This window comes from Winogradskyella sp. 3972H.M.0a.05, assembly GCF_040493455.1.
Taxonomy (GTDB): domain Bacteria; phylum Bacteroidota; class Bacteroidia; order Flavobacteriales; family Flavobacteriaceae; genus Microcosmobacter.
The window spans coordinates 290,776-313,438 of sequence record NZ_JANFDA010000005.1 but is presented as its reverse complement, the minus strand read 5'-3'; the positions used below and the strand labels follow the sequence as shown (position 1 = coordinate 313,438).

22 protein-coding genes are annotated in these 22,663 nt (G+C 36.2%); 6 read left to right on the top strand and 16 right to left on the bottom strand.

Translation table 11 applies throughout. From position 1 onward, the window contains the following. Nucleotides 1-85 precede the first annotated feature (85 nt). The 5 genes from NCE97_RS12280 to rpsF form a co-directional block, all read right to left on the bottom strand. A complete protein-coding gene (locus NCE97_RS12280; RefSeq protein WP_353779564.1) occupies nt 86-553 on the bottom strand; it encodes a DUF6495 family protein in 468 nt (155 codons plus the stop codon). 68 nt (nt 554-621) lie between these two features. Continuing rightward, entirely contained in the window at nt 622-3,846 is a 3,225-nt protein-coding gene (locus NCE97_RS12275) for a TonB-dependent receptor (RefSeq protein ID WP_353779563.1), read from the bottom strand. Nucleotides 3,847-3,946: 100 nt separating this feature from the next. Then, a complete protein-coding gene (gene rplI, locus NCE97_RS12270) occupies nt 3,947-4,399 on the bottom strand; it encodes a 50S ribosomal protein L9 (protein WP_353779562.1) in 453 nt (150 codons plus the stop codon). A 10-nt stretch (nt 4,400-4,409) separates the two neighbouring features. Further along, on the bottom strand, nt 4,410-4,709 hold the full coding sequence (gene rpsR / locus NCE97_RS12265) for a 30S ribosomal protein S18 (RefSeq protein ID WP_353779571.1): 300 nt from the start codon (nt 4,707-4,709) through the stop codon (nt 4,410-4,412). Then, on the bottom strand, nt 4,709-5,047 hold the full coding sequence (gene rpsF, locus NCE97_RS12260; RefSeq protein WP_353779561.1) for a 30S ribosomal protein S6: 339 nt from the start codon (nt 5,045-5,047) through the stop codon (nt 4,709-4,711). The genes rpsR and rpsF overlap by 1 nt, the downstream gene beginning before the upstream one ends. A gap of 200 nt (nt 5,048-5,247) precedes the next feature. On the opposite strand from rpsF, the gene NCE97_RS12255 reads away from it, so the two are divergent. After that, entirely contained in the window at nt 5,248-5,943 is a 696-nt protein-coding gene (locus NCE97_RS12255) for a LytR/AlgR family response regulator transcription factor (protein WP_311427873.1), read from the top strand. Between the two features lie 2 nt (nt 5,944-5,945). Here NCE97_RS12255 and priA read toward each other — a convergent pair whose 3' ends face one another. From priA to tgt, 10 genes are all read right to left on the bottom strand, one after another. Further along, nucleotides 5,946-8,396: a replication restart helicase PriA gene (priA, locus tag NCE97_RS12250; RefSeq protein WP_353779560.1), complete on the bottom strand. Its 2,451-nt coding sequence runs from the start codon at nt 8,394-8,396 to the stop codon at nt 5,946-5,948. 43 nt (nt 8,397-8,439) lie between these two features. Then, entirely contained in the window at nt 8,440-8,862 is a 423-nt protein-coding gene (locus NCE97_RS12245; RefSeq protein WP_353779559.1) for a secondary thiamine-phosphate synthase enzyme YjbQ, read from the bottom strand. After that, nucleotides 8,863-9,942, bottom strand: a complete 1,080-nt coding sequence (locus NCE97_RS12240) for an adenylate/guanylate cyclase domain-containing protein (RefSeq protein WP_353779558.1) — start codon at nt 9,940-9,942, stop codon at nt 8,863-8,865. It abuts the gene before it with no gap. A gap of 5 nt (nt 9,943-9,947) precedes the next feature. Further along, nucleotides 9,948-11,132 carry an asparagine synthetase B gene (locus tag NCE97_RS12235; protein ID WP_353779570.1) on the bottom strand — a complete coding sequence of 395 codons (1,185 nt, stop codon included), beginning with the start codon at nt 11,130-11,132 and terminating at the stop codon, nt 9,948-9,950. 191 nt (nt 11,133-11,323) lie between these two features. Then, complete coding sequence (locus NCE97_RS12230) at nt 11,324-12,010, bottom strand: Abi-alpha family protein (protein WP_353779557.1); 687 nt, start codon at nt 12,008-12,010, stop codon at nt 11,324-11,326. 10 nt (nt 12,011-12,020) lie between these two features. Continuing rightward, nucleotides 12,021-13,553 carry a replicative DNA helicase gene (gene dnaB / locus NCE97_RS12225; protein WP_353779556.1) on the bottom strand — a complete coding sequence of 511 codons (1,533 nt, stop codon included), beginning with the start codon at nt 13,551-13,553 and terminating at the stop codon, nt 12,021-12,023. Between the two features lie 167 nt (nt 13,554-13,720). Beyond that, entirely contained in the window at nt 13,721-14,674 is a 954-nt protein-coding gene (locus NCE97_RS12220; protein WP_353779555.1) for an acetyl-CoA carboxylase carboxyltransferase subunit alpha, read from the bottom strand. Between the two features lie 44 nt (nt 14,675-14,718). Next, nucleotides 14,719-15,606 carry a DMT family transporter gene (locus NCE97_RS12215; RefSeq protein WP_353779554.1) on the bottom strand — a complete coding sequence of 296 codons (888 nt, stop codon included), beginning with the start codon at nt 15,604-15,606 and terminating at the stop codon, nt 14,719-14,721. Further along, entirely contained in the window at nt 15,593-16,669 is a 1,077-nt protein-coding gene (locus NCE97_RS12210; RefSeq protein WP_353779553.1) for an LptF/LptG family permease, read from the bottom strand. Before NCE97_RS12210 ends, NCE97_RS12215 begins: the two co-directional genes overlap by 14 nt. A 1-nt stretch (nt 16,670) precedes the next feature. Further along, nucleotides 16,671-17,801, bottom strand: a complete 1,131-nt coding sequence (gene tgt, locus NCE97_RS12205) for a tRNA guanosine(34) transglycosylase Tgt (protein WP_353779552.1) — start codon at nt 17,799-17,801, stop codon at nt 16,671-16,673. Nucleotides 17,802-17,971: 170 nt separating this feature from the next. Between tgt and NCE97_RS12200 the strand changes: the two genes are divergently transcribed. From NCE97_RS12200 to NCE97_RS12185, 4 genes are read left to right on the top strand one after another with little or no spacing between them, the layout of a single operon-like run. Continuing rightward, complete coding sequence (locus tag NCE97_RS12200; RefSeq protein ID WP_353779551.1) at nt 17,972-18,817, top strand: transketolase; 846 nt, start codon at nt 17,972-17,974, stop codon at nt 18,815-18,817. Between the two features lies 1 nt (nt 18,818). Next, entirely contained in the window at nt 18,819-19,514 is a 696-nt protein-coding gene (locus NCE97_RS12195; protein WP_353779550.1) for a hypothetical protein, read from the top strand. Then, the gene (locus NCE97_RS12190; protein ID WP_353779549.1) at nt 19,511-20,464 is read left to right on the top strand and encodes a transketolase family protein; all 954 of its coding nucleotides are present in this window, start codon (nt 19,511-19,513) and stop codon (nt 20,462-20,464) included. Before NCE97_RS12195 ends, NCE97_RS12190 begins: the two co-directional genes overlap by 4 nt. 53 nt (nt 20,465-20,517) lie before the next feature. After that, nucleotides 20,518-21,102, top strand: a complete 585-nt coding sequence (locus NCE97_RS12185; RefSeq protein ID WP_353779548.1) for an outer membrane beta-barrel protein — start codon at nt 20,518-20,520, stop codon at nt 21,100-21,102. Nucleotides 21,103-21,158: 56 nt separating this feature from the next. Here NCE97_RS12185 and NCE97_RS12180 read toward each other — a convergent pair whose 3' ends face one another. Continuing rightward, on the bottom strand, nt 21,159-22,133 hold the full coding sequence (locus NCE97_RS12180; protein WP_353779547.1) for an FKBP-type peptidyl-prolyl cis-trans isomerase: 975 nt from the start codon (nt 22,131-22,133) through the stop codon (nt 21,159-21,161). 134 nt (nt 22,134-22,267) lie between these two features. On the opposite strand from NCE97_RS12180, the gene NCE97_RS12175 reads away from it, so the two are divergent. Next, nucleotides 22,268-22,639, top strand: coding sequence for an RNA-binding S4 domain-containing protein (locus NCE97_RS12175; RefSeq protein WP_353779546.1), 372 nt, complete (start codon nt 22,268-22,270; stop codon nt 22,637-22,639). Nucleotides 22,640-22,663: the final 24 nt, after the last annotated feature.

Sequence of the window (22,663 nt, the reverse complement as noted above, 5' to 3'; positions counted from 1 at the left end):
CGGAATTTCGTGCTTAAAGCTTTGCTTTGCACCTTCATTCCTACGTTCAATATTTCTTAATTTGAATGAAACGCCAACGGTGAAATTAATTTATTAGGTTATCAAAGTAACCATACAATTCGCCTTTGGTTATTGCTCCGCCTTGTTGAATCAATTTGAACTTATCTAAGTTCTTGTCTTCTGAGTATTCTTTATTGGCTTGTAGAAACTCTACTGATTCATTCATTAAATTACTTCTAAGCCACTGATAGCCTTCATTTGTAGTAATATCGATATCAACTTTAATATTCAGCGCGATAACATGCATGCCTTCTTCTTTCATTCTGAATAAATGCATTTGTTTAGGCGAAATATGTTCTATGTATTCAACTTTATTCAATACGCCTTCCCAAATCAAATCACTGAATACGTCTAACTCCTGTTCTGCTACTTCTGGTTGATCAGTTTTAATCCTTGTCCATTCATCTGCAGTAATGGATTGCGTCGCTAAAAAGTTGATAAACTCCTGATGCAATTCTTCTAACTGTTCTTTGCTTAATCTTGAATACTTCATAACTAATTATAAAAAATGCGCTCTTAAAATTAAGAGCGCAAATTTACACGTTATTATTGAATTAGTCTTTAGAAAATATAACGAACTCCAAACTGTGCTTGCCATCTAGATAACAAACTCACATCGGAACTGAATGTCTGTGTTAAATCACCATTAAAAGTATATGTAGGTACATTATTTTCATCTACAGAAACTCCAAGTGGCTGAATGCTGTTTGGTACTTCTACAACACCCCAATCACTATTAATTAGGTTTCCAACATTAAGAACATCTGCACTCAATTGTAAAGTATGTGTTTCCTTACCTACTTTGAAATTAAAGTCTTGCAGAATCTTAATATCCCAGCGACCTCTCCATGGTGCCAATGCTCCGTAACGCTCAGCATAAGAACCTCTATTATCACTTAAGTAATCATCTTGTTGAATATAAGCTTCAAACGCATCTGCCATGCCTGCTTCTGCAAATTGCATTTGTTGTACTTCGCTAGCCGTAGGAATGTATAACAAGTCATTGAAGTTAGAACCATCACCATTAAGATCTCCTCCATAAGTATAGCTAAAGCGTGCTCCTTGAGCATACTCGAAGAATGTCGAAATCGTTGTAGCAAACTTATCTTTTCCGTAAGAGAATTTCTTAGATGCTACACCTATAATTCTATGTGTATCTCCATATCTTGAATAACTTAACACATCATCATTGGCATTGCCAGAAATAGCATTACCAGCAAAAGCATCTCCTGTAATTTCTGCTTCGATTGAGTTTACATCTTTCGCATTTAAGTAGTTATATGCTAAGCTTGTAAATAATCCATTGTCAAATGTTTTTTGTCCTTTTAAGGTGGCGTTCCAGATGCGCCCTTTATCAGAATTGGTAAACACGTATGCATTTGTAGGGCCTCCAAACGCATTCACTGCAATATCAGAAGCCTCATAAACTGGTCTGTTATCTACACCTTGTAATGTTCCAGAAGGGTTATTCAATGCCCAATTTTGTACATGTGCACCATTGATATCTTTAGTATAAGATAAATCTGCACTAAGCGTAATTCCATTTTCCAATCTGTGGTCCACACCAAGATTAGATCGCCATACTTGTGGCCATTGGAAATCTGGATCTACTAATTGATAGAAGAAGAAATCTACACCTTGTACTTGGTTTCCTAACCAAACGAATGGGAAACGACCAGTAAATAATCCTGTTCCACCTCTAACTTGAGTCTTGTTATTACCATTCACATCCCAGTTTATACCTAGTCTTGGTGATATTAGGAAATCATTGGATGGTAATTGTTCAGAATCTAAGTTTACAGTAGCTCCTGTATCTGGATCAAAGTAATTGATTGTTGGCTGATACGTTCCTCCTGTAAACGTTCCAGGATCGAATGGACCGCCTTTTCTATCTATGTTTTCTCTAATCTTTTCAGCTGTATCAAAATATAATGGTCTATCGAAACGAACACCATAGGTCAATTTAAAGTTCTCATTAACGTTCCATTCATCTTGAAGGTAAAAAGCAAGCTGACCTACATTAGTTTCTGCTAATGCCCAACCTCCAGGATTTCCTGTACCTGCAGCATTCAAAGCGCTGTCTGCAGCTATAGCAGCATTAAACAATCCTTGGTAGAAACCTACTAATGCGGCTTCAGCACCAGGATCACCTACTGTATCTCTAAAGCTTTGAATATCTCCTGTTGGGAAGAAAACACCTTGCGCGCCATAAGCTCCTAAGTTGAATGAATTATCGAACTGGAACTTTTCGAAAGAGAACCCAACGGTAAACGTGTGATTTCCTTTAACGATGTTGGTATTGTTGTTAAACTGAAATACTTTTTGATCTAATCTATTGTTTATAGAGAATGGCTCATGCCCTCCAATAATATAGTTTGAACCTTCATTAAGGATTGTAATTGTCGGCGCAGGTGATGATAGTGCATTTCTAAAATCATCGAAATGTGTATATCCTAGCTGGAACTTATTACTAATTCCGTTTCCTAAATCACTGTTTAATTCCAATTGGAAAGAATCTAGATTATTGTTGATTTCGTACCCAGTATTTTCAAACTGAAGTTGATTAGGTCCAGGACCTCTAAACCCTAATGCTGTAGGGTGAGCTGGTTGCTCTCTCGAAGCTTCTAAGAAATTATAGATGATTGCTAATCTATTCTTATCATTGATGTTCCAATCTAACTTGAAGATTCCTTTGGTAGAGTTACTGTCGTAAGTAAACCCTTCATATCGTCCAGGATTATAGAACATATCGTCTCCATTGGCATCTTGTCCAATAACGACTTGTCTAAGAATGTTATCTACCAATTGGAAATCCGATTCTAAAACCCTAGACTCTCCTGGCGCTCCAGAGTTAGTCCCTGCAAAGAAACCATTGGTTCCTAAATCTGTTCTTTGGTCTTTTTCAAAATTTGCAAAGAAGAATAATTTATCTTTTACGATTGGTCCCCCTATACTGAATCCGAATTGGTTTTGCTCTAAATCTGGTCTCAACACATCTTCTCCATCGACCTTTTTACCAGTTAGCCCTTCATTTCTGAAGAATCCATAAACCGTTCCATGAAATTCATTAGTACCACTTTTTGTAACAGCGTTTACCGAAGCACCTGTAAAACCAGATTGAGTGACGTCATAAGGTGCTAGAGCAACTTGAATTTGATCAATCGCATCTAGTGAGATTGGCTGCGCTCCTGTTTGACCTCCAGGTGTTGGAGAATCTAACCCAAATGGATTATTGAATATTGAACCATCTAATGAGAAGTTATTATACTGGTCATTACGTCCTCCAAACGAGTTTCCTGTGGATGAAGGCTCTAGACGAGTAAAATCTGATGCTGAACGCGAAATCGTCGGTAATCTGGTTATTTCACGACGACCGACATTCGTCTCTGCTCCTGTACGATCACTACCAAATACGCCAGAATTAGAACCTGTAATTACAACAGCGTCCAATTCTTCAGCATTCTGTACCATTTGATAATTTATGTTCTGGGTTTTACCCAAAACCAGAAATACATCGTTATACACCTTATCTTGATAACCAACGTATGTGATGGTTACACTGTATGGTCCGCCGACTCTCATATTGAGAATACTATAACGGCCATCAAAATTGGTAGCCGCTCCATATTTAGTACCTGTTGGTGTATGTACAGCTACGACATTGGCACCTGGTAAGGGATCTCCATTTTCATCAAGGATAAGACCCTTAATGTTGGATGTTGTTACCTGGGAGTATCCGAAGGCAACAAAGCACAATAAAAGAAAAGAGAAAAGAGTTTTTTTCATCTGGAATTTAAGGATTAGTTAATTTTTTGACGCCTTAAATTAATAAAAAAAGGGTTACACTCTCGTGCAACCCTTGTTCTTTATTAACTATACTTGTTAATTATTTCGCTTCAGCAACTACTTCAAATGGTAAATCTACTGTTACTTCTCTGTGTAATCTGATTACTGCATTGTATTTTCCTAAACGCTTCACGTTTCCTCCAATAACATTGATAAACTTCTTATCTATGTCCTGTCCTTCTTTCTGAAGTGCAGCTGCAACATCGATATTGTTTACAGAACCGAAAAGCTTGTCTCCTGTTCCTACTTTTGAAGCAATCTTTATTTCTAGACCATTCAATACTTCAGCTACAGCTTTAGCATCGTCGATTATTTTCTTTTCTTTGAAAGCACGTTGCTTTAAGTTCTCTGCTAATACTTTCTTCGCAGAAGGTGTCGCTAAAATAGCTTGCCCTTGAGGAATTAAATAATTTCTACCATAACCGTTCTTAACTGTTACAATATCGTCTTTAAATCCTAAATTCTCAACGTCTTGTTTTAATATAAGTTCCATAGTTATGTAATTATTTTAATAAATCTGCTACGTATGGCATAAGTGCTAAATGACGCGCTCTTTTAACTGCCACAGATACTTTTCTTTGATACTTTAAAGAAGTTCCTGTTAAACGTCTTGGTAATAACTTACCTTGCTCGTTTACAAACTTTAATAAGAAATCTGGATCCTTGTAATCTACATACTTAATTCCAGACTTTTTGAAACGACAATACTTCTTAGCTTTTTGCGTCTCTATATTAAGAGGAGTAAGATATCTGATCTCTCCTTCTTTTTTTCCTTTTGCTTGTTGTTCTATGCTTGACATAATTACGCTTTTTGTTTAAGTTTTTCTCTTCGTCTCTCAGCCCAAGCAACTGCATGCTTGTCTAATTTTACGGTTAGATAACGCATAAAGCGCTCATCACGTCTAAATTCTACTTCTAATGGCCCAATAGCTTCTCCAGCTACAGTGTACTCAAATAAGTGATAAAAACCACTCTTTTTGTTTTGGATTGGGTAAGCTAACTTCTTTAGTCCCCAATCTTCCTTGGAAATCATCTTGGCACCTTTAGAAACAAGAAAATCTTCGTATTTCTTTACTGTTTCCTTTATCTGGTCTTCAGATAAAACGGGATTCAAGATGAAAACAGTTTCGTAATGATTCATAAATAAATTTATATTTGTTATTAAAATGGGTGCAAAAATAGCTATTAATTCCTTTACACACAATATTTTGGAGTTGTATTTTTATCCTACAATAAAATCGTTAAAATTTTGTTAAAATTTACGGTTTGTCGATGTTTTTTGGTTTTTAACCGAATTTTTTGTAACATTGTCGATATCTTAACCTAAAAGAATAAAATGTTATGACTTTAAACTGTGTAGTAGTTGATGATTCAGCGATACAACGATTGTCGATCGTAAAGTTAATAGAAAATCACTCTTCTCTTAACCTTATCGCGGAATACAGCAGTGCACTAGAAACTAAAAACGGACTCAATACCCACAAAGTGGACCTCATCTTTCTGGATATTGAGATGCCTGTATTGAATGGTTTCGAGCTGCTGGACGTCCTCAACAACAAACCCCAAATCATCTTTGTAACAGGTAAAACAGAATACGCCTTTAAAGCATTTAATTATGATGCGACTGATTACCTACAAAAGCCAATTACAAAGGAACGTTTTAATGCAGCTGTTGAAAAAGCCCTGGAACAACACAAATTAAAGCTAGACTTCAATGAAACCGATGGCGAGCACATCTTTGTAAAAAGTAACCTTAAGAAACGTAAAGTTTACATCAGAGATATTAAATGGATTGAAGCACTTGGTGATTATGTAAAAGTAGTTACTGAAGAAAACAGTCTTGTAGTGCTATCTACAATGAAGGCCTTTGAGAAAGAACTACCAGAAGGTAAGTTTTTAAGAATTCACAAATCATATATTGTGAATCTAGACAAAATTGACAGGTTTAATAGTAAGAATGTAGAAGTTGGAGCATATGAGATTCCACTGAGCCGAAACAAGAAAACTCAACTTGTGGATGCGCTTAACAATATGTAAACTCAATAATTATCGACATTTAAGACTACTTTAACCGACTTAAAATCCGCTATACTAAGGAAGCTGTTTTTCACTTTAAGAACAGCTTCTTTTGTTTTTTTGAGGGATTGGTTTTGAGGAATCTTCAAAAGGATATTCTTGTGATACTGATTGCGTATTCTAGATACTGGTGGAAATTCAGGCCCAAGAACATGAACGCCGAAATATTGCCTTAGAGATTTGCTCAACCATTCTGCTCCCTGATTTACCTTATTATAGTCCTTATGCTTTAATGTAATCTTTATTAGCCTATATATTGGCGGATACTTGTAATTGTGTCGTTCATCCAATTGCTCTAAATACATTGCAGAATAGTCATTGGAAGCTGTTTGTTGTAATATCTTATGATATGGGTTATAGGTCTGAATCAAAACCTTTCCTCTAGCCTCTGTCCTTCCTGCTCGTCCTGAAACCTGAGTCATTAATTGAAAGCTGCGTTCGTGTGCTCTAAAATCTGGATAATTGAGCATTGTATCTGCATTCATAATGCCGACCAGTTTTACATTTCTAAAATCCAGTCCTTTCGTTAGCATCTGTGTACCTACCAAGACGTCAATCTCTTGCTGTTCAAAAGCGGAAATAATCTTTTTATAACCATGCTTTCCTCTTGTAGTATCCAAGTCCATACGAGCCACTTTATAATCTGGAAATAGTTCCTTTACTTCTAGCTCAATTTGTTCTGTACCAAATCCTTTGCTATCCAAAGTTGGATTTCCACAAGCCATACAATTTTGTAGCATAGCCATATTGTAACCACAATAATGACAACGCAATTGATTTCTATATTGGTGATAAGTTAAACTCACATCACAATTTGGACATTGCGGAGATGTACCACAGGTTAGGCATTCTACTATAGGTGCATACCCTCTCCTATTCTGAAATAAAATGACCTGATTGTTCTTTTCTAACGCCTCTTCCATTTCCTCTAGCAAACGATCGCTAAAATGCCCTTTCATTAGCTTTCTTCGTTGTTTATCCTTGAGATCTACCAACTCAATATCTGGCATTAGGACATTGTTGAATCTTCTAGTCAATTCAACCAAACCATACTTATCTTGCTTGGTATTGTAGTAGCTTTCCAAACTTGGAGTTGCAGACCCTAATAAGACTTTTGCCTTAAATTGATTGGCTAAAACAATAGCGGTGTCTCTGGCATGATATCGTGGTGCTGGATCGAATTGCTTATAGGATTGTTCGTGTTCTTCGTCAACAATTACTAACCCTAAATTACTGAATGGTAAAAAAATCGAAGATCGTGCTCCAAGTATCACTTGGGCTTTTTGCGCATTTTTTAATAGATTATTCCACAACTCAACACGCTCGTTTAGTGAATAGCGTGAATGGTAGACAGAAATGTAATCGCCAAAATAAGACTTAAGACGATCTACAAGCTGTGTTGTTAATGCAATCTCCGGAACAAGATATAACACTTGTTTTCCTGATTCTATAACCTCCTGGATAAGCTTTGTGTAAATCTCTGTTTTTCCTGAAGACGTTACACCATGAAGCAAGACCACATCTTTTTCATCATAAAGTGACTTAATTTGAGAAAGTGCTTCTTCCTGATCATTATTCAGCGTTTTAATCTCGTCTTGATCAGCACTATTATTTGAAATTCTATCTTCTTTTAAATAGAACTCATCCAATATGCCTTTATCAATTAATGACTTAATTACTGCTGGAGACACTTGGCTTTCTTTCTGCAAGGCATTCACTTTAATATGAGTGATATCATTCGTCATTAACTTAAATAAGGACAGTAACACTACACTTTGCTTTGGAGCTCTTTTTAATGATAACAATAACTGCTCTAGCTCATCTTCAGAATTAAACCTTTCATTTAGCTTAACATATCTGACCAGCTTCGGTGTGTATTTTTCATGAATTTCTTCTTCAAGTGTAATAACATTTTTATCTATGAGACGCTTTAAGACTGGCAGCACATTTTTACGATCTACTATAGTCGCTGCGTCCTTAACTTTCAACGAAGATTGATGTTGTAAAGCTTCATAGATAAGGAATTCATCATCCTTGAGGTTTTCTTCGTCCAATTCGGTTTCAACACCAACAATGAGCGTTTCACTTTCTAATATTAATGAACTTGGCAATGCTGCTCTCATCACCTCCCCTAAGGTACACATGTAATAGTTAGATATCCATTTCCAAAGGTTTAATTGAACTTCACTAACAATAGGGTCTTCATCTAAAATTTGATGGACAGATTTTGCTGTATACGCTTGTGGTGGTGTCTGATGAATATTATAGACTAGAGCAGTATATATTTTTGATTTTCCAAAAGGCACAGCTACTCTAATTCCTGGTTTTAAGAAGTCTGCTTCTGCTTCGGTAATGGCATAGGTAAATAGCCTTTGAAGCGGAATAGGAATAATGACGTCTATGTAAAAACTCAAGGTAGTGTTTTAAATATTTACAGACGAAGATAATGCAATAACATCATTTTCCATAAGCTGTTACCACAAGTTTTCTAGAGCCTCCATAATCTCTATGTTCACACAAATAAATGCCTTGCCAAGTTCCTAGATTGAGTGATCCATTGGTAATAGGAATTGTTACAGAAGCGCCAAGTAAGGAAGCCTTTATATGCGCTGGCATATCGTCCGAGCCTTCAAATGTGTGCTTATAATATGATGCATTTTCTGGTACCATGACATTAAAGTGACTTTCAAAATCTTGTCTTACCGTTGGATCGGCATTTTCATTAATTGTTAAACTCGCCGATGTGTGCTTTATAAATACCTGAAGGAATCCAGCTGATATTTGCTGAAGTTCTGGTAATGCTGATAATACTTCAGAAGTAATTAAATGAAATCCTCTTGGGAATGGTCTTAAGGTTATTTCTTGTTGAAAAAAATTCATCTACTTTAAATCTAATGCGTAGGTTTTGGTAAGCTCCGATTTTCCTTTTAACAGAATTGGGTCTTTTTCTGTGGCTTCATAAATATAGGTAATCGGTAATTGTGACCATAATTCGGAAGAAATCAAAAGGCTTGCACTTAGCGATTTGCAGAGTGATAATATCCTTGAAGTACTATTGATAACATCGCCATGATAGGCTAACTCTTTCTTTACGCTAGAATGTCCGACTTCAGTAACCATCACTTTTCCGCCATGCAAACCTGCTTTAAATCCTGGAACCAGATTATATTTTTTCATATAGTGGTCTTGACGCTTTTCTATTAAGTCTCTGAACTTAAAAAACAAATTGACGCAATCACTATTCTTTAAGCCATGCTTATATCTCCAAGTTATTACAGCTTCATCTCCAACATACTGGTAAATTGAAGCTCTGTATGGCTCCATTACCTTATTAAGGTCGTTAAAGAAATCCCTGATTAATTGGCTGTATTTAAAATGACCCAACTCTTCTGCAATGGTCGTAGAGTCATTTAAATCTAAAAACATGAAAATGCGTTCTTCTTCTTTTGGGCTACGGTATCTTCCGAAGAAAATGTTCAGAAAAATATTGTAATCGTATCGTTCGTAGGTGAATTTAATTAGGAAAAATACAATTGAAGACACCCAAAAATAAGCCACAACCAACAGAAAAATATTACTGTCCATCCACCAGCCATCATCATTTGGCAAATCTCTATCCAACTGTTCTTCTGCAATAGTGATTAATATCGTTGTTGAAGCTACCAACAAAACCAAATAGACAAAAGACTTAACGAGAAAGGAAAGCAGTAATGGTAATAACTTAGAGAAAAATTGATCGTAAAGAAACTCTATGATTCCAAAGAAGAATCCAACTAAAACGCCTACAATGAGTCCAAAATGCAACCACTCAGCAATAGGAAGATCGAACGCAGGTTCTACAACAACACCTTCTTCTTCGCCTAATGCATAATACCTAATAACAGTAAAAAAACAAAATGCAAAAACCCAGAAAACAACGGATTGCAGTATGATTATAAAAAGGTGTCTAACTTGCCGCAATGCAATTACGTTTTTTGCTTTTTCTTCTTAGCCGCTGGGAAGAGTACATTATTAAGAATTAAGCGATAACCTGGAGATGTTGGATATAAATCCAATTCTGTTTTTGGATCACCTACACGATGTGTATAATCCTCAGGATCGTGACCTCCATAGAAGGTAAAAAAGCCTTTCCCTTTTATGCCGTGTATATATTTGGCCTCGCCATTGGTTTTGTTCTCTCCCATAACCAAAACATTAGACTTTATTTCTTCTCTTGTAAAAGATGTTGTTTGTCCCATGAATCCTTTTACCAGAGCAGTATGGTTCTGCGTCAACATTGTTGGCACTGGATCCCATTTTGCTGAAAATTCCATCAGTGTGAAATAATCAGTCATTTTTGGAATACGACGTTTTTGCGTCATATCTATTGAAGAGAATTCATAAACATTAGGATTGCGCTCTAGTAAGAAGTTCTTGAAGGCAAATGTCTTCGTGAAATCTATTTTATTTTGATATCCTGGGTCGCTACCATCGCCGTCAAACATTGGCTCGCATATATCCACATGTTCTGCGGATAATGCAATATCAAAGCTATCTGTAGCGGAACACATCGCAAACATAAATCCTCCGCCAATGACATAATCTCTAATCTTCAATGCTACGGCAAGTTTGGCATCCGAGACTTTGCTGTATCCTAATCGTGTGGCTAGCTCTTCAGCCTCTTTCTTTTCTTTGATGTACCATGCTGCAGAACGGTAAGCTCTGTAGAACTTTCCGTATTGTCCAGTAAAGTCTTCATGGTGTAAGTGTAGCCAATCATATAACAGCAGTTCATCATTTAAAACTTCTTCGTCATAGATTGTCTCATAAGGAATTTCGGCATAAGTCAATACCATTGTCACGGCATCATCCCAGGGTTGTTTTCCGTAAGGTGTATATACAGCAATTTTTGGTGCTTTTTCTAGCACTACAGCTTCCATATTCATAGATGGGCTACTGATTTCTTCTAGTATTTGTTCTGCCTTAGCATTAGAGATGACTTCGAAAGACACACCTCGTATCTGACATTCTCTTTGAATCCCTTCTACGTCTGGTAATAAAAACGATCCACCTCTGTAATTGAGTAACCACTTTACTTTTAGCTCTCGTTCTAAAGTCCAATAGGTGACACCATAAGCTTTTAAGTGATTATCTTGCGACTCAGCATCCATAGGAACAAGAATATAAGATGCATAAGCTGGAATTGCAGCTAGCAAGAGTAAGACGATAAGTAAGCTTTTTCTCAACATCATTTGGGTTTGCTTCATTTTCATTAACGAAATATAGGCAAAAATTGTGTGTTGACGCTTAGCTTTATTATTCTTTTAAGAATTTTGAAACATGAAAAAGTGGTCAAAAAAACTTAATCAGTTATCTGCTTCATCAATTCTACTCCAAAATTAGATAATCTAAATCGGTTAGAGTTTTCTATTCTATGATCTATATCCTCTTGTTCAATGTAATCGGAGTCTGATATTTTTTTAATTTCTTCTAAAAGTTTAGGTGGTTGCTCTTCAACTAGCCTCAATCTAATGATATTATCCAGAATAATAGAGCTACTTATATAATCTGTTTGAGATTTTCTTTTTAAATCTGAAGCGTCAAAATATGGTCTATGCCCACTACTTAACATAAAACTATTAACATACATATGGTTTAAAACCAATATTTCATTAATAGAAAGTTGATTTAAAATTTGGCTAAAAACATGACATGAGTCAAACTTATTATTTGGATTTATCGTATTGGAAAGTAATTTAGCCCATGAATCTTGCATTATACTTTCTTCCTCAAATGAAGCATACTCAAGTAATGTAGTAACATCCTTAATTGGAATTTTCTTGGGAGTGCTTATTCCTTTACTTTCAAGATACTTTTTTGCCTTGGTAATTATATTGACCTGATTCTTAAACCTCCAATATTTAATTTTATCAGTGAATATGCCTGTACCTTCAATGAAAGGACCAGCAATTAATTTTTCTACAAAGTCAAGGGCTTTCTCAGCAGCTAATCCAGCACCTTTCGCTAATTCAGAATTATCATTGCTCATAAGCTAAAATTTAAAACGGCACACCATCATCGTCTGGTGCATCAAAGGCATCATTAGCAGATGGGAAGACATCTGGCTTAAAGGTGTCGTCGTTGGCAGCAGCATTCATCTTGGAGTGGAATTCACCAAATGGCGTGTCAAAATCATCCAAGTTGTCGAACTTACCAAGGTGACCGATAAACTTCAAACGGATATTATCTAGCCCACCATTTCTATGTTTAGCAACAATAAACTCTGCTTGTCCTTCGGTTGGTGAACGCTCTTCGTCATCCCACTCTTCTATCTTGTAGTATTCTGGTCTGTAGATAAACGATACAATATCTGCATCTTGCTCAATAGCTCCAGATTCCCTAAGGTCAGATAGCAATGGTCGTTTACTACCGCCACGCGTTTCCACAGCACGTGATAACTGCGATAAGGCAATTACTGGCACATCTAGTTCCTTAGCCAATGCTTTCAGGTTACGCGAAATTGTAGAAATTTCCTGTTCACGATTTCCTCCTTTTTGGCTACCTCCTGCTGTCATTAACTGTAAGTAATCAATCACAATAAGCTTGATTCCATATTGCGATGCTAAACGTCTTGCTTTTGCCCTAAGGTCGAAAATAGAAAGTGAAGGTGTATCGTCAATAAATAATGGTGCCTTCTCTAAGGTCTTCACCTTTACATTGAGCTGTTCCCATTCGTGTTTTTCTAAACGTCCTGTTCTTAGCTTTTCTGAAGATAATCCTGTTTCACTTGAAATAAGACGTGTAATCAGCTGTACAGATGACATTTCTAGCGAGAAGAACGCTACAGGAATCCCTTGCTCTACAGCAATATTTCTTGCCATAGTTAGCGTTAAAGCGGTTTTACCCATACCTGGACGTGCTGCCACAATAACCAAATCACTCGGTTGCCAACCAGAGGTAAGCTTGTCCAGTTTATCGAAACCGGAAGGAATACCACTAAGCCCTTCTTTATTTGAAATTTCTTCAATCTTTTTCTTCGCCTGAATCACCAAACTTTGAGCAGTCTCAGTAGATTTCTTTACGTTACCTTGAGTTACTTCATAAAGCTTCGCTTCAGCATTATCTAAAAGATCAAAAACATCTTTGGTTTCATCGTAAGCTTCTTCAATAATTTCGTTAGAAATCTTTATCAAACTTCTTTGAATATACTTTTGAAGGATAATACGAGCATGGAACTCTATATGTGCCGAAGATGACACTCTTTGAGTCAATGAAATGAGGTAAAAATCACCTCCAACCAAATCGAGCTTGGCATCTTTCTTTAATTGACTAGAAACGGTTAATAAGTCTACTGGTTCACTATTTTCGAACAGCTTGAAAATGGCTTCAAAAATATGCTTGTGGGCTTCTTTGTAGAATGCTTCTGCACTCAAAATGTCAATAACCTCATCCACACCTTTTTTGTCAATCATCATTGCACCAAGAACAACTTGCTCTAAATCAATAGCTTGCGGTGGAATTTTTCCTTTCTCTAAACTAATGATTGTGCTCTTATCGACTTGGTAGCCTTGGACAGGGTTTGGTTGCTTCATAAATGCGAAAGTAGCTAAATTGAATCGATAAACTGCACAAGACACTTTTTTGAATCTCAACAGTTCATTAACAATCTAACTGTTAATAAGTTGAATATATTGTTAATAGTGATAAAAAAACTGAAGTCGACAACTTCAGTTTTTCTTAGTCTCTTAATATAAAGGAGTTAGCCTTTGTAGACTCCCATATCATTATATTTTTCCATGCGCTGATCCACAAGTTCTTTTGGTGATAAGTTCTTAAGATCATCAAAATGCTTCACGATAGCATCTCTAACTGCAAGGAAGGTTTTTTCTCTGTCGGAATGTGCGCCTCCTAATGGTTCTTTGATGATTTCATCAACCAATTTTAGACGCTTCATATCTTTGGCTGTAAGCTTCAAGGCTTCAGCAGCTTGTTCTTTATATTCCCAACTTCTCCAAAGTATGGATGAGCACGATTCTGGAGAAATTACTGAATACCATGTATTTTCTAACATCAATACACGATCTCCTACACCAATACCTAAAGCTCCACCTGAAGCACCTTCACCTATAATAATAGTAATGATAGGCACTTTAAGACGAGTCATTTCTAAAATATTGCGTGCAATAGCCTCTCCTTGTCCACGCTCTTCTGCTTCTAAACCTGGGTATGCACCTGGAGTATCTATAAGCGTAACTACAGGAATACCAAACTTTTCAGCAGATTTCATTAAACGCAAAGCTTTGCGATATCCTTCTGGATTAGACATCCCGAAGTTTCTGTATTGACGGGTTTTGGTATTGTATCCTTTTTGTTGACCTATAAACATAAACGACTGATCGCCTATTTTACCTAATCCACCAATCATAGCCTTGTCATCTTTTACATTTCTATCACCATGTAGTTCTAAAAATGAATCGCCGCACAATGCATTAATATGGTCTAAGGTATAAGGTCTGTTTGGATGTCTAGACAACTGTACACGTTGCCAAGCTGTAAGATTCTTGTATATGTCTTTTTTAGTCTCAGCTAATTTTTTTTCAATCTGTTTGCAGGTTTCAGTAACATCTACATCACTCTCCTCACCTATCAACTGACACTTCTCAAGTTGTTCTTGTAGTTCTTTAATGGGAAGTTCAAATTCTAAATATTCCATAGAAAAAGAAGTTTGTTTTTTTCTTAGTTAGTTAGCGTACAAAATTACATATTTTTTTGTTTGGTACGATACTTTATTATACCATCTAAAATTACTGCGCCAATTACCAAAACGGCTCCATAATAAAACTGTGTGCTCATAGTCTCCTTCTCTGGAAACAATAGTATTGCCATCGTAATTCCATAAATAGGCTCTAGATTATAGCTTAATATTACTGTATAAGGACTAATAACTTTCATGACATATACTGCGCCAATGAATGCATATGCTGTGCATATAGAGCCTAAAAGAAATAGATAAATCCAATCGTTATTACTCAGCACAAAGAAGTCTGTGGAAAATTCGCCCGAAAATGCTAAAAACAAGCTAATAAAGGCTACACCACTTATGAATTCATAAAAGGAGATTACCGTTGCGTTATGCTTTAAAATAAACTTACCGTTTATCACAGCAAAGAGTGTAGAGAACAATGCTGAAGCGATTCCTAATATTATTCCGTACAAGTAATTGATTTGGCTTTGCGTAATTAAAAACACACCGAGTATCACTACTAATCCAAAAAAGATTTCGTACCAAAGTATTTTCCTTTTGAAAATTAGCGGTTCTATAAAGGATGCAAAAAATGCTCCTGTAGAAAACATTGCCAATGCTATGGATACGTTTGCTTGCTTTATGGATTCGAAAAATGTGATCCAGTGAAGCGCTATGATGATTCCCGCACCAAAAAATTGCCAGAGAGTTTTTCTATCAACTTTGATTTTTAATCGAATGATTTTAATGTAGAGCAACATTAAAACGCCAGCTATCGCCATACGATACCACACTAATGGGATTGAACCAATAGAAATAAGTTCACCTAAGATTGCTGTAAATCCAGCAATAAAAACCAAAAAATGAAGATGAATGTAATTCTTGAGCTTATCGTTTAGCATTATACAGTAAGTATACCGCTAAAATACCAAAAATCACATTTGGAAACCAAACTGCAATTAGTGGCGGGAAGTCTGACTGCTCTGCCATAACTCCAAAAATCTTGTCAAAGAAGACATATACTAAGGCTATGGAAATTCCGAAAAATAAATTGATTCCCATGCCGCCTCTACGTTTAATTGAGGATACAGAAACTCCTATAATGGTCAATATAAATACTGAAACTGGGATACTCCAACGCTTGTATTTTACAACTTCATAACGTCCTATATTAGAAGATCCGCTTTTTCTTTCGCGTTCGATGAAGTCTAATAACTCTCCATACGTTTTTGTTTCTGCGATATAAGATACTGGAGTCAGGTTATCTATATCGAAAGCAAACAAGGTGTCTTTTCGTCTTTCGGTTTCAATAATATCACCATTTTCACCAATAGTTCTCATGGTATATCGTGTCAATAAATACGAAGAGTCCTTTTCGACATACTTTATATTGTCAGCAAGAATCTTATACTTCAGCTTATTGCCTTCAAAGTGTTCTAATGAAAAATTTCGTCCAACTTTTCGTTTGGTATCAAAACTGCTTACATAGATACACTCATTGTCATTTATCTGGCTATATACATTTTTAGTCTGTACCAGTTTTGATCTTCCTTTTAAATGCGTATACCTAAAGTTGTTATAACCTTCACTAGCAATAGGCGCTAAATACATCCCTAAGAACAATGCAAATCCTGCAACGAGTGAAGCTCCAATTATATAAGGTCTTAGAAAGCGTGAGAAGGACACTCCAGAACTCAAAAATGCAATAATCTCAGTATTGTTAGCTAGCTTGGAGGTAAACCAAATAACCGATAGAAATAAGAAAATAGGAAACAGTAGGTTAGCAAAATAAATCGTGAAATTTAGATAGTACTCAGCAACTTCTAAAAAAGGCACTTCTTTTTCAAGAATCTTTCCAATCTTTTCTGCCAAATTTACTGTAATCATTATTGGAATGAACAACAATAGCATGGCCAAAAATGTAAAGAGATAACGCTTTAATATGTACCAGTCTAATATCTTCAAATTATAATCGTTTATTCATTTGATTGACCATCATCGTTTTCCAAGTCGAAAAATCGCCTTCGATAATATGTTTCCTAGCCTCTCTAACTAACCAAAGGTAAAACCCAAGATTGTGAATCGTAGCAATTTGTTTTCCAAGCAATTCATTAACGGAAAACAAATGCTTTAAGTATGCCTTGGAATATTCAGTATCTACAAAAGTTATTCCCATCTCGTCTATAGGCGAAAAATCATCTGCCCACTTCTTGTTCTTTATATTGATGGTTCCATGAGCAGTAAACAGCATTCCGTTTCTCGCATTTCTAGTTGGCATCACACAATCGAACATATCTACACCTAGCGCAATATTTTCTAATATATTAATTGGCGTCCCAACACCCATTAAATATCTCGGTTTATCTTCTGGTAAAATCTCGCAGACCACATCTGTCATAGCATACATTTCTTCTGCTGGTTCACCAACTGACAGTCCTCCAATAGCATTTCCTTCGGCTCCAACATTGGCAATATATTCGGCTGATTGCTTTCTTAAGTCTTTGTAAGTGCTCCCTTGAACTATAGGAAATAACGTCTGATTATAATCGTACTTAAGTGGTGTTTTTTCTAAATGATTTATACATCTGTCTAGCCAACGATGCGTCATGTGCATGGAGCGCTTCGCATAATTATAATCACAAGGATAGGGTGTGCATTCGTCGAAAGCCATAATAATGTCTGCTCCTATACTTCGCTGAATTTCCATCACGTTTTCTGGTGTGAACGTATGATAACTTCCATCGATATGCGACTTGAATTTTACGCCTTCCTCTTTTATCTTTCTATTTGCTGAAAGTGAATAGACCTGATACCCTCCAGAATCTGTAAGGATATTTCTATCCCAATTCATAAACTTGTGTAATCCTCCTGCTTGCTCCAAAATTGGAGTCTGTGGACGTAAATACAAGTGATAGGTATTACCCAAAATAATATCTGGATTGATATCGTTTTTTAACTCTCTTTGGTGAACACCTTTTACCGAAGCTACTGTACCAACTGGCATAAAAATAGGAGTTTCAATAACCCCATGATCTGTGGTTATCTTACCTGCTCTAGCCTTGGTCTGTTTGTCTTTTACTTTTAAATCGAATTTCATGCAAAAAATCAATGCGATGGCAAAGATAATTAACTAATGGAGAGACTTAGTTAATAATAAATAAAATTGTTAGCAAATCTATTGTTTTAGTTAATAAGTGCTAAAATCTAACCTTTGTTCTCGCTAGAGAAAGAACTATTTTTGAGGCTTTAAAATTATAGCTCAACATAATGTCAGATATCAAACAACTCGAAGCGCTAACAACCCAAGTTAGAAGAGATATTTTAAGAATGGTACATAAGGTAAATTCAGGGCATCCAGGAGGTTCTCTTGGTTGTGCCGAATTCTTTGTTGCCCTGTTTCAGGAAATCATGGATCGAAAAGATGGTTTTGAAATGGATGGTGTAGGCGAAGATATTTTCTTCCTCTCTAATGGTCATATTTCTCCTGTATATTATAGCGTATTAGCCAGATCTGGATATTTTCCTGTAGATGAACTGAATACCTTCAGACTTATCGATTCGCGTTTACAAGGGCATCCAACAACTCACGAAGGTTTACCTGGAGTACGTATTGCCTCTGGCTCACTTGGTCAAGGTATGTCTGTAGCTATAGGTGCAGCTGAAACCAAAAAGTTGAACAATGACAATCATTTAGTTTACAGTTTACATGGTGATGGTGAGTTACAAGAAGGACAAAACTGGGAAGCTATAATGTATGCTGCTGGTAATAAGGTTGACAACCTCATCTCAACTATAGATCTTAATGGTCAGCAAATTGATGGTTCAACAGATGATGTTTTACCAATGGGTAATGTCAAAGAAAAGTTTGAAGCTTTTGGCTGGACAGTTGTTGAGATTGACGCAGGAAACTCTATCGATGCCATTTTATCTGGAATGGCTGAAGCCAAATCGAAAACTGGACAAGGAAAACCTGTATGCGTTCTATTAAAAACAGTTATGGGTAATGGTGTTGACTTTATGATGCATACTCATGCATGGCATGGCAAAGCTCCTAATGATGAACAATTAGAAATCGGATTGAATCAAAACCCTGTAACCATAGGCGATTATTAAGATGAAGAAAGCTATACTTATTGCTTTAGGTTTTTTTACTCTTATTAGTTTTTCTCAAGAGAAAATTATCGACATCGATTATACTGTTGATTATATCATTCATCAAAAAAGAAAAAAGAATGTTGATACCATAACTATTGGGTTTAATAAAAAAGGTAAGTATTTGTGGACGAACTCAAATGTTATAGGAAAAGATTTTAGCGCAGGTTTCTTTTTTAATGATAATGAAGATAGCGCGAATACCAACCTTATATACAGCTCTGAAAATGGTCGATTGATTATGCTTGTAAATGAGGAGGAAAATAGGATTTATATTGATTTTGATGTCAAATCTATCCTCCCTAGCAGAGGCAATAGTAGTGAAAAACTAAATCTTATTACTGAGCCAATTGACCTAAAGGAAAAATTACTAGGAAGAGATCTCAGTGCTTATAATTTATTCCCTGATACTGAACCAGACCAACCATTGACAATTTTAATGGATGAGAGTCTAGAATGTGATAACAATGCTATTCTAATAAAATTTATTGATTTATTGCTTAATAATTCAACTGATGATAGTGCATTCACTTTTAATATCCCAAATGGTTTAATCTTGAAAGTATTGATTGAAGGTGAAACTTTAATTGAAGCTCATAAAATAAATATCAAGCCAAAACAAATTATCATTAACCACAGTTTCCAAATAAAAGAATGAAAACGTACACCAACACAGGAAATAAAGATACACGCTCTGGTTTTGGAGCTGGATTAACTGAACTAGGAAAAACCAATGAAGATGTCGTAGCGCTTTGTGCAGACCTTACTGGTTCTTTAAAAATGGATGAGTTCAAGGCTAACCACCCAGAACGATTCTTTCAGGTAGGTATTGCTGAAGCCAATATGATAGGTATGGCTGCCGGAATGACTATAGGTGGAAAGATTCCGTTCACAGGTACTTTTGCAAACTTCTCTACTGGTCGCGTTTATGACCAAATAAGGCAAAGTGTTGCTTATTCTCATAAGAATGTAAAAATATGTGCTTCTCATGCTGGTGTTACGCTTGGAGAAGATGGTGCAACGCATCAAATTCTGGAAGATATTGGTCTTATGAAAATGCTACCAGGAATGACGGTTATTAATACTTGTGATTTCAATCAAACCAAAGCGGCGACATTGGCTATTGCAGAACATCACGGTCCTGTATATCTTAGATTTGGACGTCCAAAAGTTGCTAACTTCACTCCAGAAGATCAAACTTTTGAAATTGGGAAAGCTGTTCAGTTGCAAGAAGGAAATGATGTTACAATAGTAGCTACTGGTCATCTTGTTTGGGAAGCTCTGGAAGCTGCTAAAACTTTACATGATAAAGGCATCTCTGCTGATGTAATCAATATTCATACGATCAAACCTTTAGACGATAAAGCGATTTTAGATTCTGTAGCAAAAACAGGATGCATTGTAACATGCGAAGAGCACAACTATCTCGGAGGTTTGGGAGAAAGTGTAGCTCGTGTTCTTGCTTTACATAAACCTACACCTCAAGAATTTGTTGCAACACAAGATACTTTTGGTGAATCTGGTACTCCTGCACAGCTAATGGACAAGTATGGTCTTAATGCAGATGCAATCGTAAAAGCCTCAGAAACAGTGATGAACCGAAAATAATATTCGTTTGGCAGCGTTTTTGATACTAGATATCAAATCTTAAAACGAATATTATGAAAAAATTAGCTTTATCAGCTTTTTTGCTGATGTCATTTTGTTTCACAGTCATTGCCCAAAACGGAAGTGGTTTTGGTATCAAAGGTGGATTGAACTACAACGCCAATGGTGATTACTTTGCATCTATTGGCGACAATGCCGAAAATCCGGATAGAAATATTGGATATCATATTGGAGTCTTTGGAAAGTTAGGTGATAAACTTTTCTTTAGACCTGAACTAATGTATACGGCTACTAAAAGTGACTATAGCGATAGTGACTTTGACATGAAGAAACTAGACCTTCCATTGCTTATAGGTGTTAGAGTTCTAGGCCCTGTAAATGTCTTTGGAGGACCTTCGTTGCAATACATCCTAGATTCTGATTTTGGGAGTATTAACGTTAGTAATATTGACAACGACTTCACTGTCGGTCTCAACTTCGGAATTGGATTAGAACTCAACAAGATAGGTTTAGACCTACGCTATGAAAGAGGCTTCAGCGATAATGAAGCGAATTTCCTGAATAATAATGGAATTGATATAAGTAGATTAGATACAAGGCCAGATCAACTAATCTTAAGCTTATCAGTTAAAATATAATGCATAAAAAAAGCCGCCGGTCACTGAGCGTAGTCGAAGTGCGGCGGCTTTTTTTATTAATCTTCTTCTTCAAAAGATTCTGTTTCTTCAGGGTCTAAATATCTTGGAATTCCGTTAACGCCTATATCATTAGTTGGGTCTCCATCACCATCAGCATCTTCGTTAATGGTTAATACACCGTCACCATCGTCATCAACATCTAAGAAGTTTGGAGTTGCATCATTATCTGTATCATCGTTGAATACATTCATATCACTTCCTGTGATGCCTTCACCATCAAAATCTTCTTTGTATGAAGGAATACCATCGCCGTCATGATCATTTTCTTCAGTCTGAAGCAATTCAAACTTAAAAATGAGATTTGAATACACAGGCACACCAAGTTGAGATGAACTAAAGTACCCTAATCCTGATGGCAAGAACATTACTCCTAAACCATAATCAGTGTAAGTTACATCTCCACCAACGGTAGAAAAATCGAATGCTTCATTAAAATCCGGCAATACTCTGCTCCATCCAGGCACAAGATTCACTAAATCGAAATCCACTGGAGTTACTGCACTATCGAATACTGAAGCATCTTGTAAATTTCCGGAGTATCTAACTCTAATATCATCAGCAAAACTTGGACTACCTTCTCCGCCTCCTTGATTGATCTTCATAACGTAGTATACATAATCAATATCGAGAAGTACAGTGTTGTAGGCTTTCAATATGCCGTTCACATCATTTAGCTCGTCTATTAGCAGACGATTGTTGTCTGGATCTGGTAATGGCAAATAGTTCCCATCATCGTCTTTTGGCAACTCCGTAATCACAATATCATCTATAGTGAAATCTGTAGAGCCATCAAAAGTAGAAGCATTATAGTAATGCGTCTCAAAGTATCCTAGTAACGAATCATTATCAACGACTTGTTGCTCAGTTCTGTCACGTTCTGGAGCTACTTGAAAGTTTCCATCATCTGGTTGACAAGAAGCCACAACTAGTAACAACCCTAAAACAACTGGGACATATTTTTTTAAGTACATAGTGTTTTGTTTAATACAGGCTACTTCAAACCACAGAAACAACCCAATTCATTATTGCTTATTTTTGAATGCGCAAGATACAATTTTATAATACTTTTGCGCAACTACATTAACGTTGTTTTTAGCAAATCTATATGCGAGTTGATAAGTTTTTATGGTGTGTAAGGTATTTCAAAACCAGAAACATGGCTACTGAGGCTTGTAAAAAGGGTCAGGTACGTGTTAATGATGCTGTAACAAAACCAGGGAAAGAGGTGTATCCTATGGATAAGGTTATGGTAAGGAAAAACCAAATAAATTATGAGTTTACTATCAATGATATTCCAAAAAATAGAGTTGGTGCCAAACTTGTTGACATTTATCGTACGGATACGACTCCAAAAGAAGCCTTTGAAGCCTTGGAATTGCTAAAATACTCTAAGGATTATTATCGAAAAAAAGGTACTGGAAGACCTACCAAAAAAGACCGTAGGGACATCGATGATTTTTACGATGAGTCCGAATAGTTTTGTTCTATTACTTTAGTATCT

What these genes read in the sequence shown, in the direction of transcription:
- rpsF (WP_353779561.1), bottom strand. Translation starts at nt 5,047, where the DNA reads ATGAATCATTACGAAACTGTTTTCATCTTGAATCCCGTTTTATCTGAA.
- NCE97_RS12180 (WP_353779547.1), bottom strand. Translation starts at nt 22,133, where the DNA reads ATGTACTTAAAAAAATATGTCCCAGTTGTTTTAGGGTTGTTACTAGTT.
- tgt (WP_353779552.1), bottom strand. Translation starts at nt 17,801, where the DNA reads ATGAAATTCGATTTAAAAGTAAAAGACAAACAGACCAAGGCTAGAGCA.
- rplI (WP_353779562.1), bottom strand. Translation starts at nt 4,399, where the DNA reads ATGGAACTTATATTAAAACAAGACGTTGAGAATTTAGGATTTAAAGAC.
- NCE97_RS12230 (WP_353779557.1), bottom strand. Translation starts at nt 12,010, where the DNA reads ATGAGCAATGATAATTCTGAATTAGCGAAAGGTGCTGGATTAGCTGCT.
- NCE97_RS12280 (WP_353779564.1), bottom strand. Translation starts at nt 553, where the DNA reads ATGAAGTATTCAAGATTAAGCAAAGAACAGTTAGAAGAATTGCATCAG.
- NCE97_RS12200 (WP_353779551.1), top strand. Translation starts at nt 17,972, where the DNA reads ATGTCAGATATCAAACAACTCGAAGCGCTAACAACCCAAGTTAGAAGA.
- NCE97_RS12245 (WP_353779559.1), bottom strand. Translation starts at nt 8,862, where the DNA reads ATGAATTTTTTTCAACAAGAAATAACCTTAAGACCATTCCCAAGAGGA.
- NCE97_RS12190 (WP_353779549.1), top strand. Translation starts at nt 19,511, where the DNA reads ATGAAAACGTACACCAACACAGGAAATAAAGATACACGCTCTGGTTTT.
- NCE97_RS12185 (WP_353779548.1), top strand. Translation starts at nt 20,518, where the DNA reads ATGAAAAAATTAGCTTTATCAGCTTTTTTGCTGATGTCATTTTGTTTC.
- NCE97_RS12235 (WP_353779570.1), bottom strand. Translation starts at nt 11,132, where the DNA reads ATGGATGCTGAGTCGCAAGATAATCACTTAAAAGCTTATGGTGTCACC.
- NCE97_RS12175 (WP_353779546.1), top strand. Translation starts at nt 22,268, where the DNA reads ATGCGAGTTGATAAGTTTTTATGGTGTGTAAGGTATTTCAAAACCAGA.
- NCE97_RS12220 (WP_353779555.1), bottom strand. Translation starts at nt 14,674, where the DNA reads ATGGAATATTTAGAATTTGAACTTCCCATTAAAGAACTACAAGAACAA.
- NCE97_RS12275 (WP_353779563.1), bottom strand. Translation starts at nt 3,846, where the DNA reads ATGAAAAAAACTCTTTTCTCTTTTCTTTTATTGTGCTTTGTTGCCTTC.
- NCE97_RS12195 (WP_353779550.1), top strand. Translation starts at nt 18,819, where the DNA reads ATGAAGAAAGCTATACTTATTGCTTTAGGTTTTTTTACTCTTATTAGT.
- NCE97_RS12215 (WP_353779554.1), bottom strand. Translation starts at nt 15,606, where the DNA reads ATGCTAAACGATAAGCTCAAGAATTACATTCATCTTCATTTTTTGGTT.
- dnaB (WP_353779556.1), bottom strand. Translation starts at nt 13,553, where the DNA reads ATGAAGCAACCAAACCCTGTCCAAGGCTACCAAGTCGATAAGAGCACA.
- NCE97_RS12255 (WP_311427873.1), top strand. Translation starts at nt 5,248, where the DNA reads ATGACTTTAAACTGTGTAGTAGTTGATGATTCAGCGATACAACGATTG.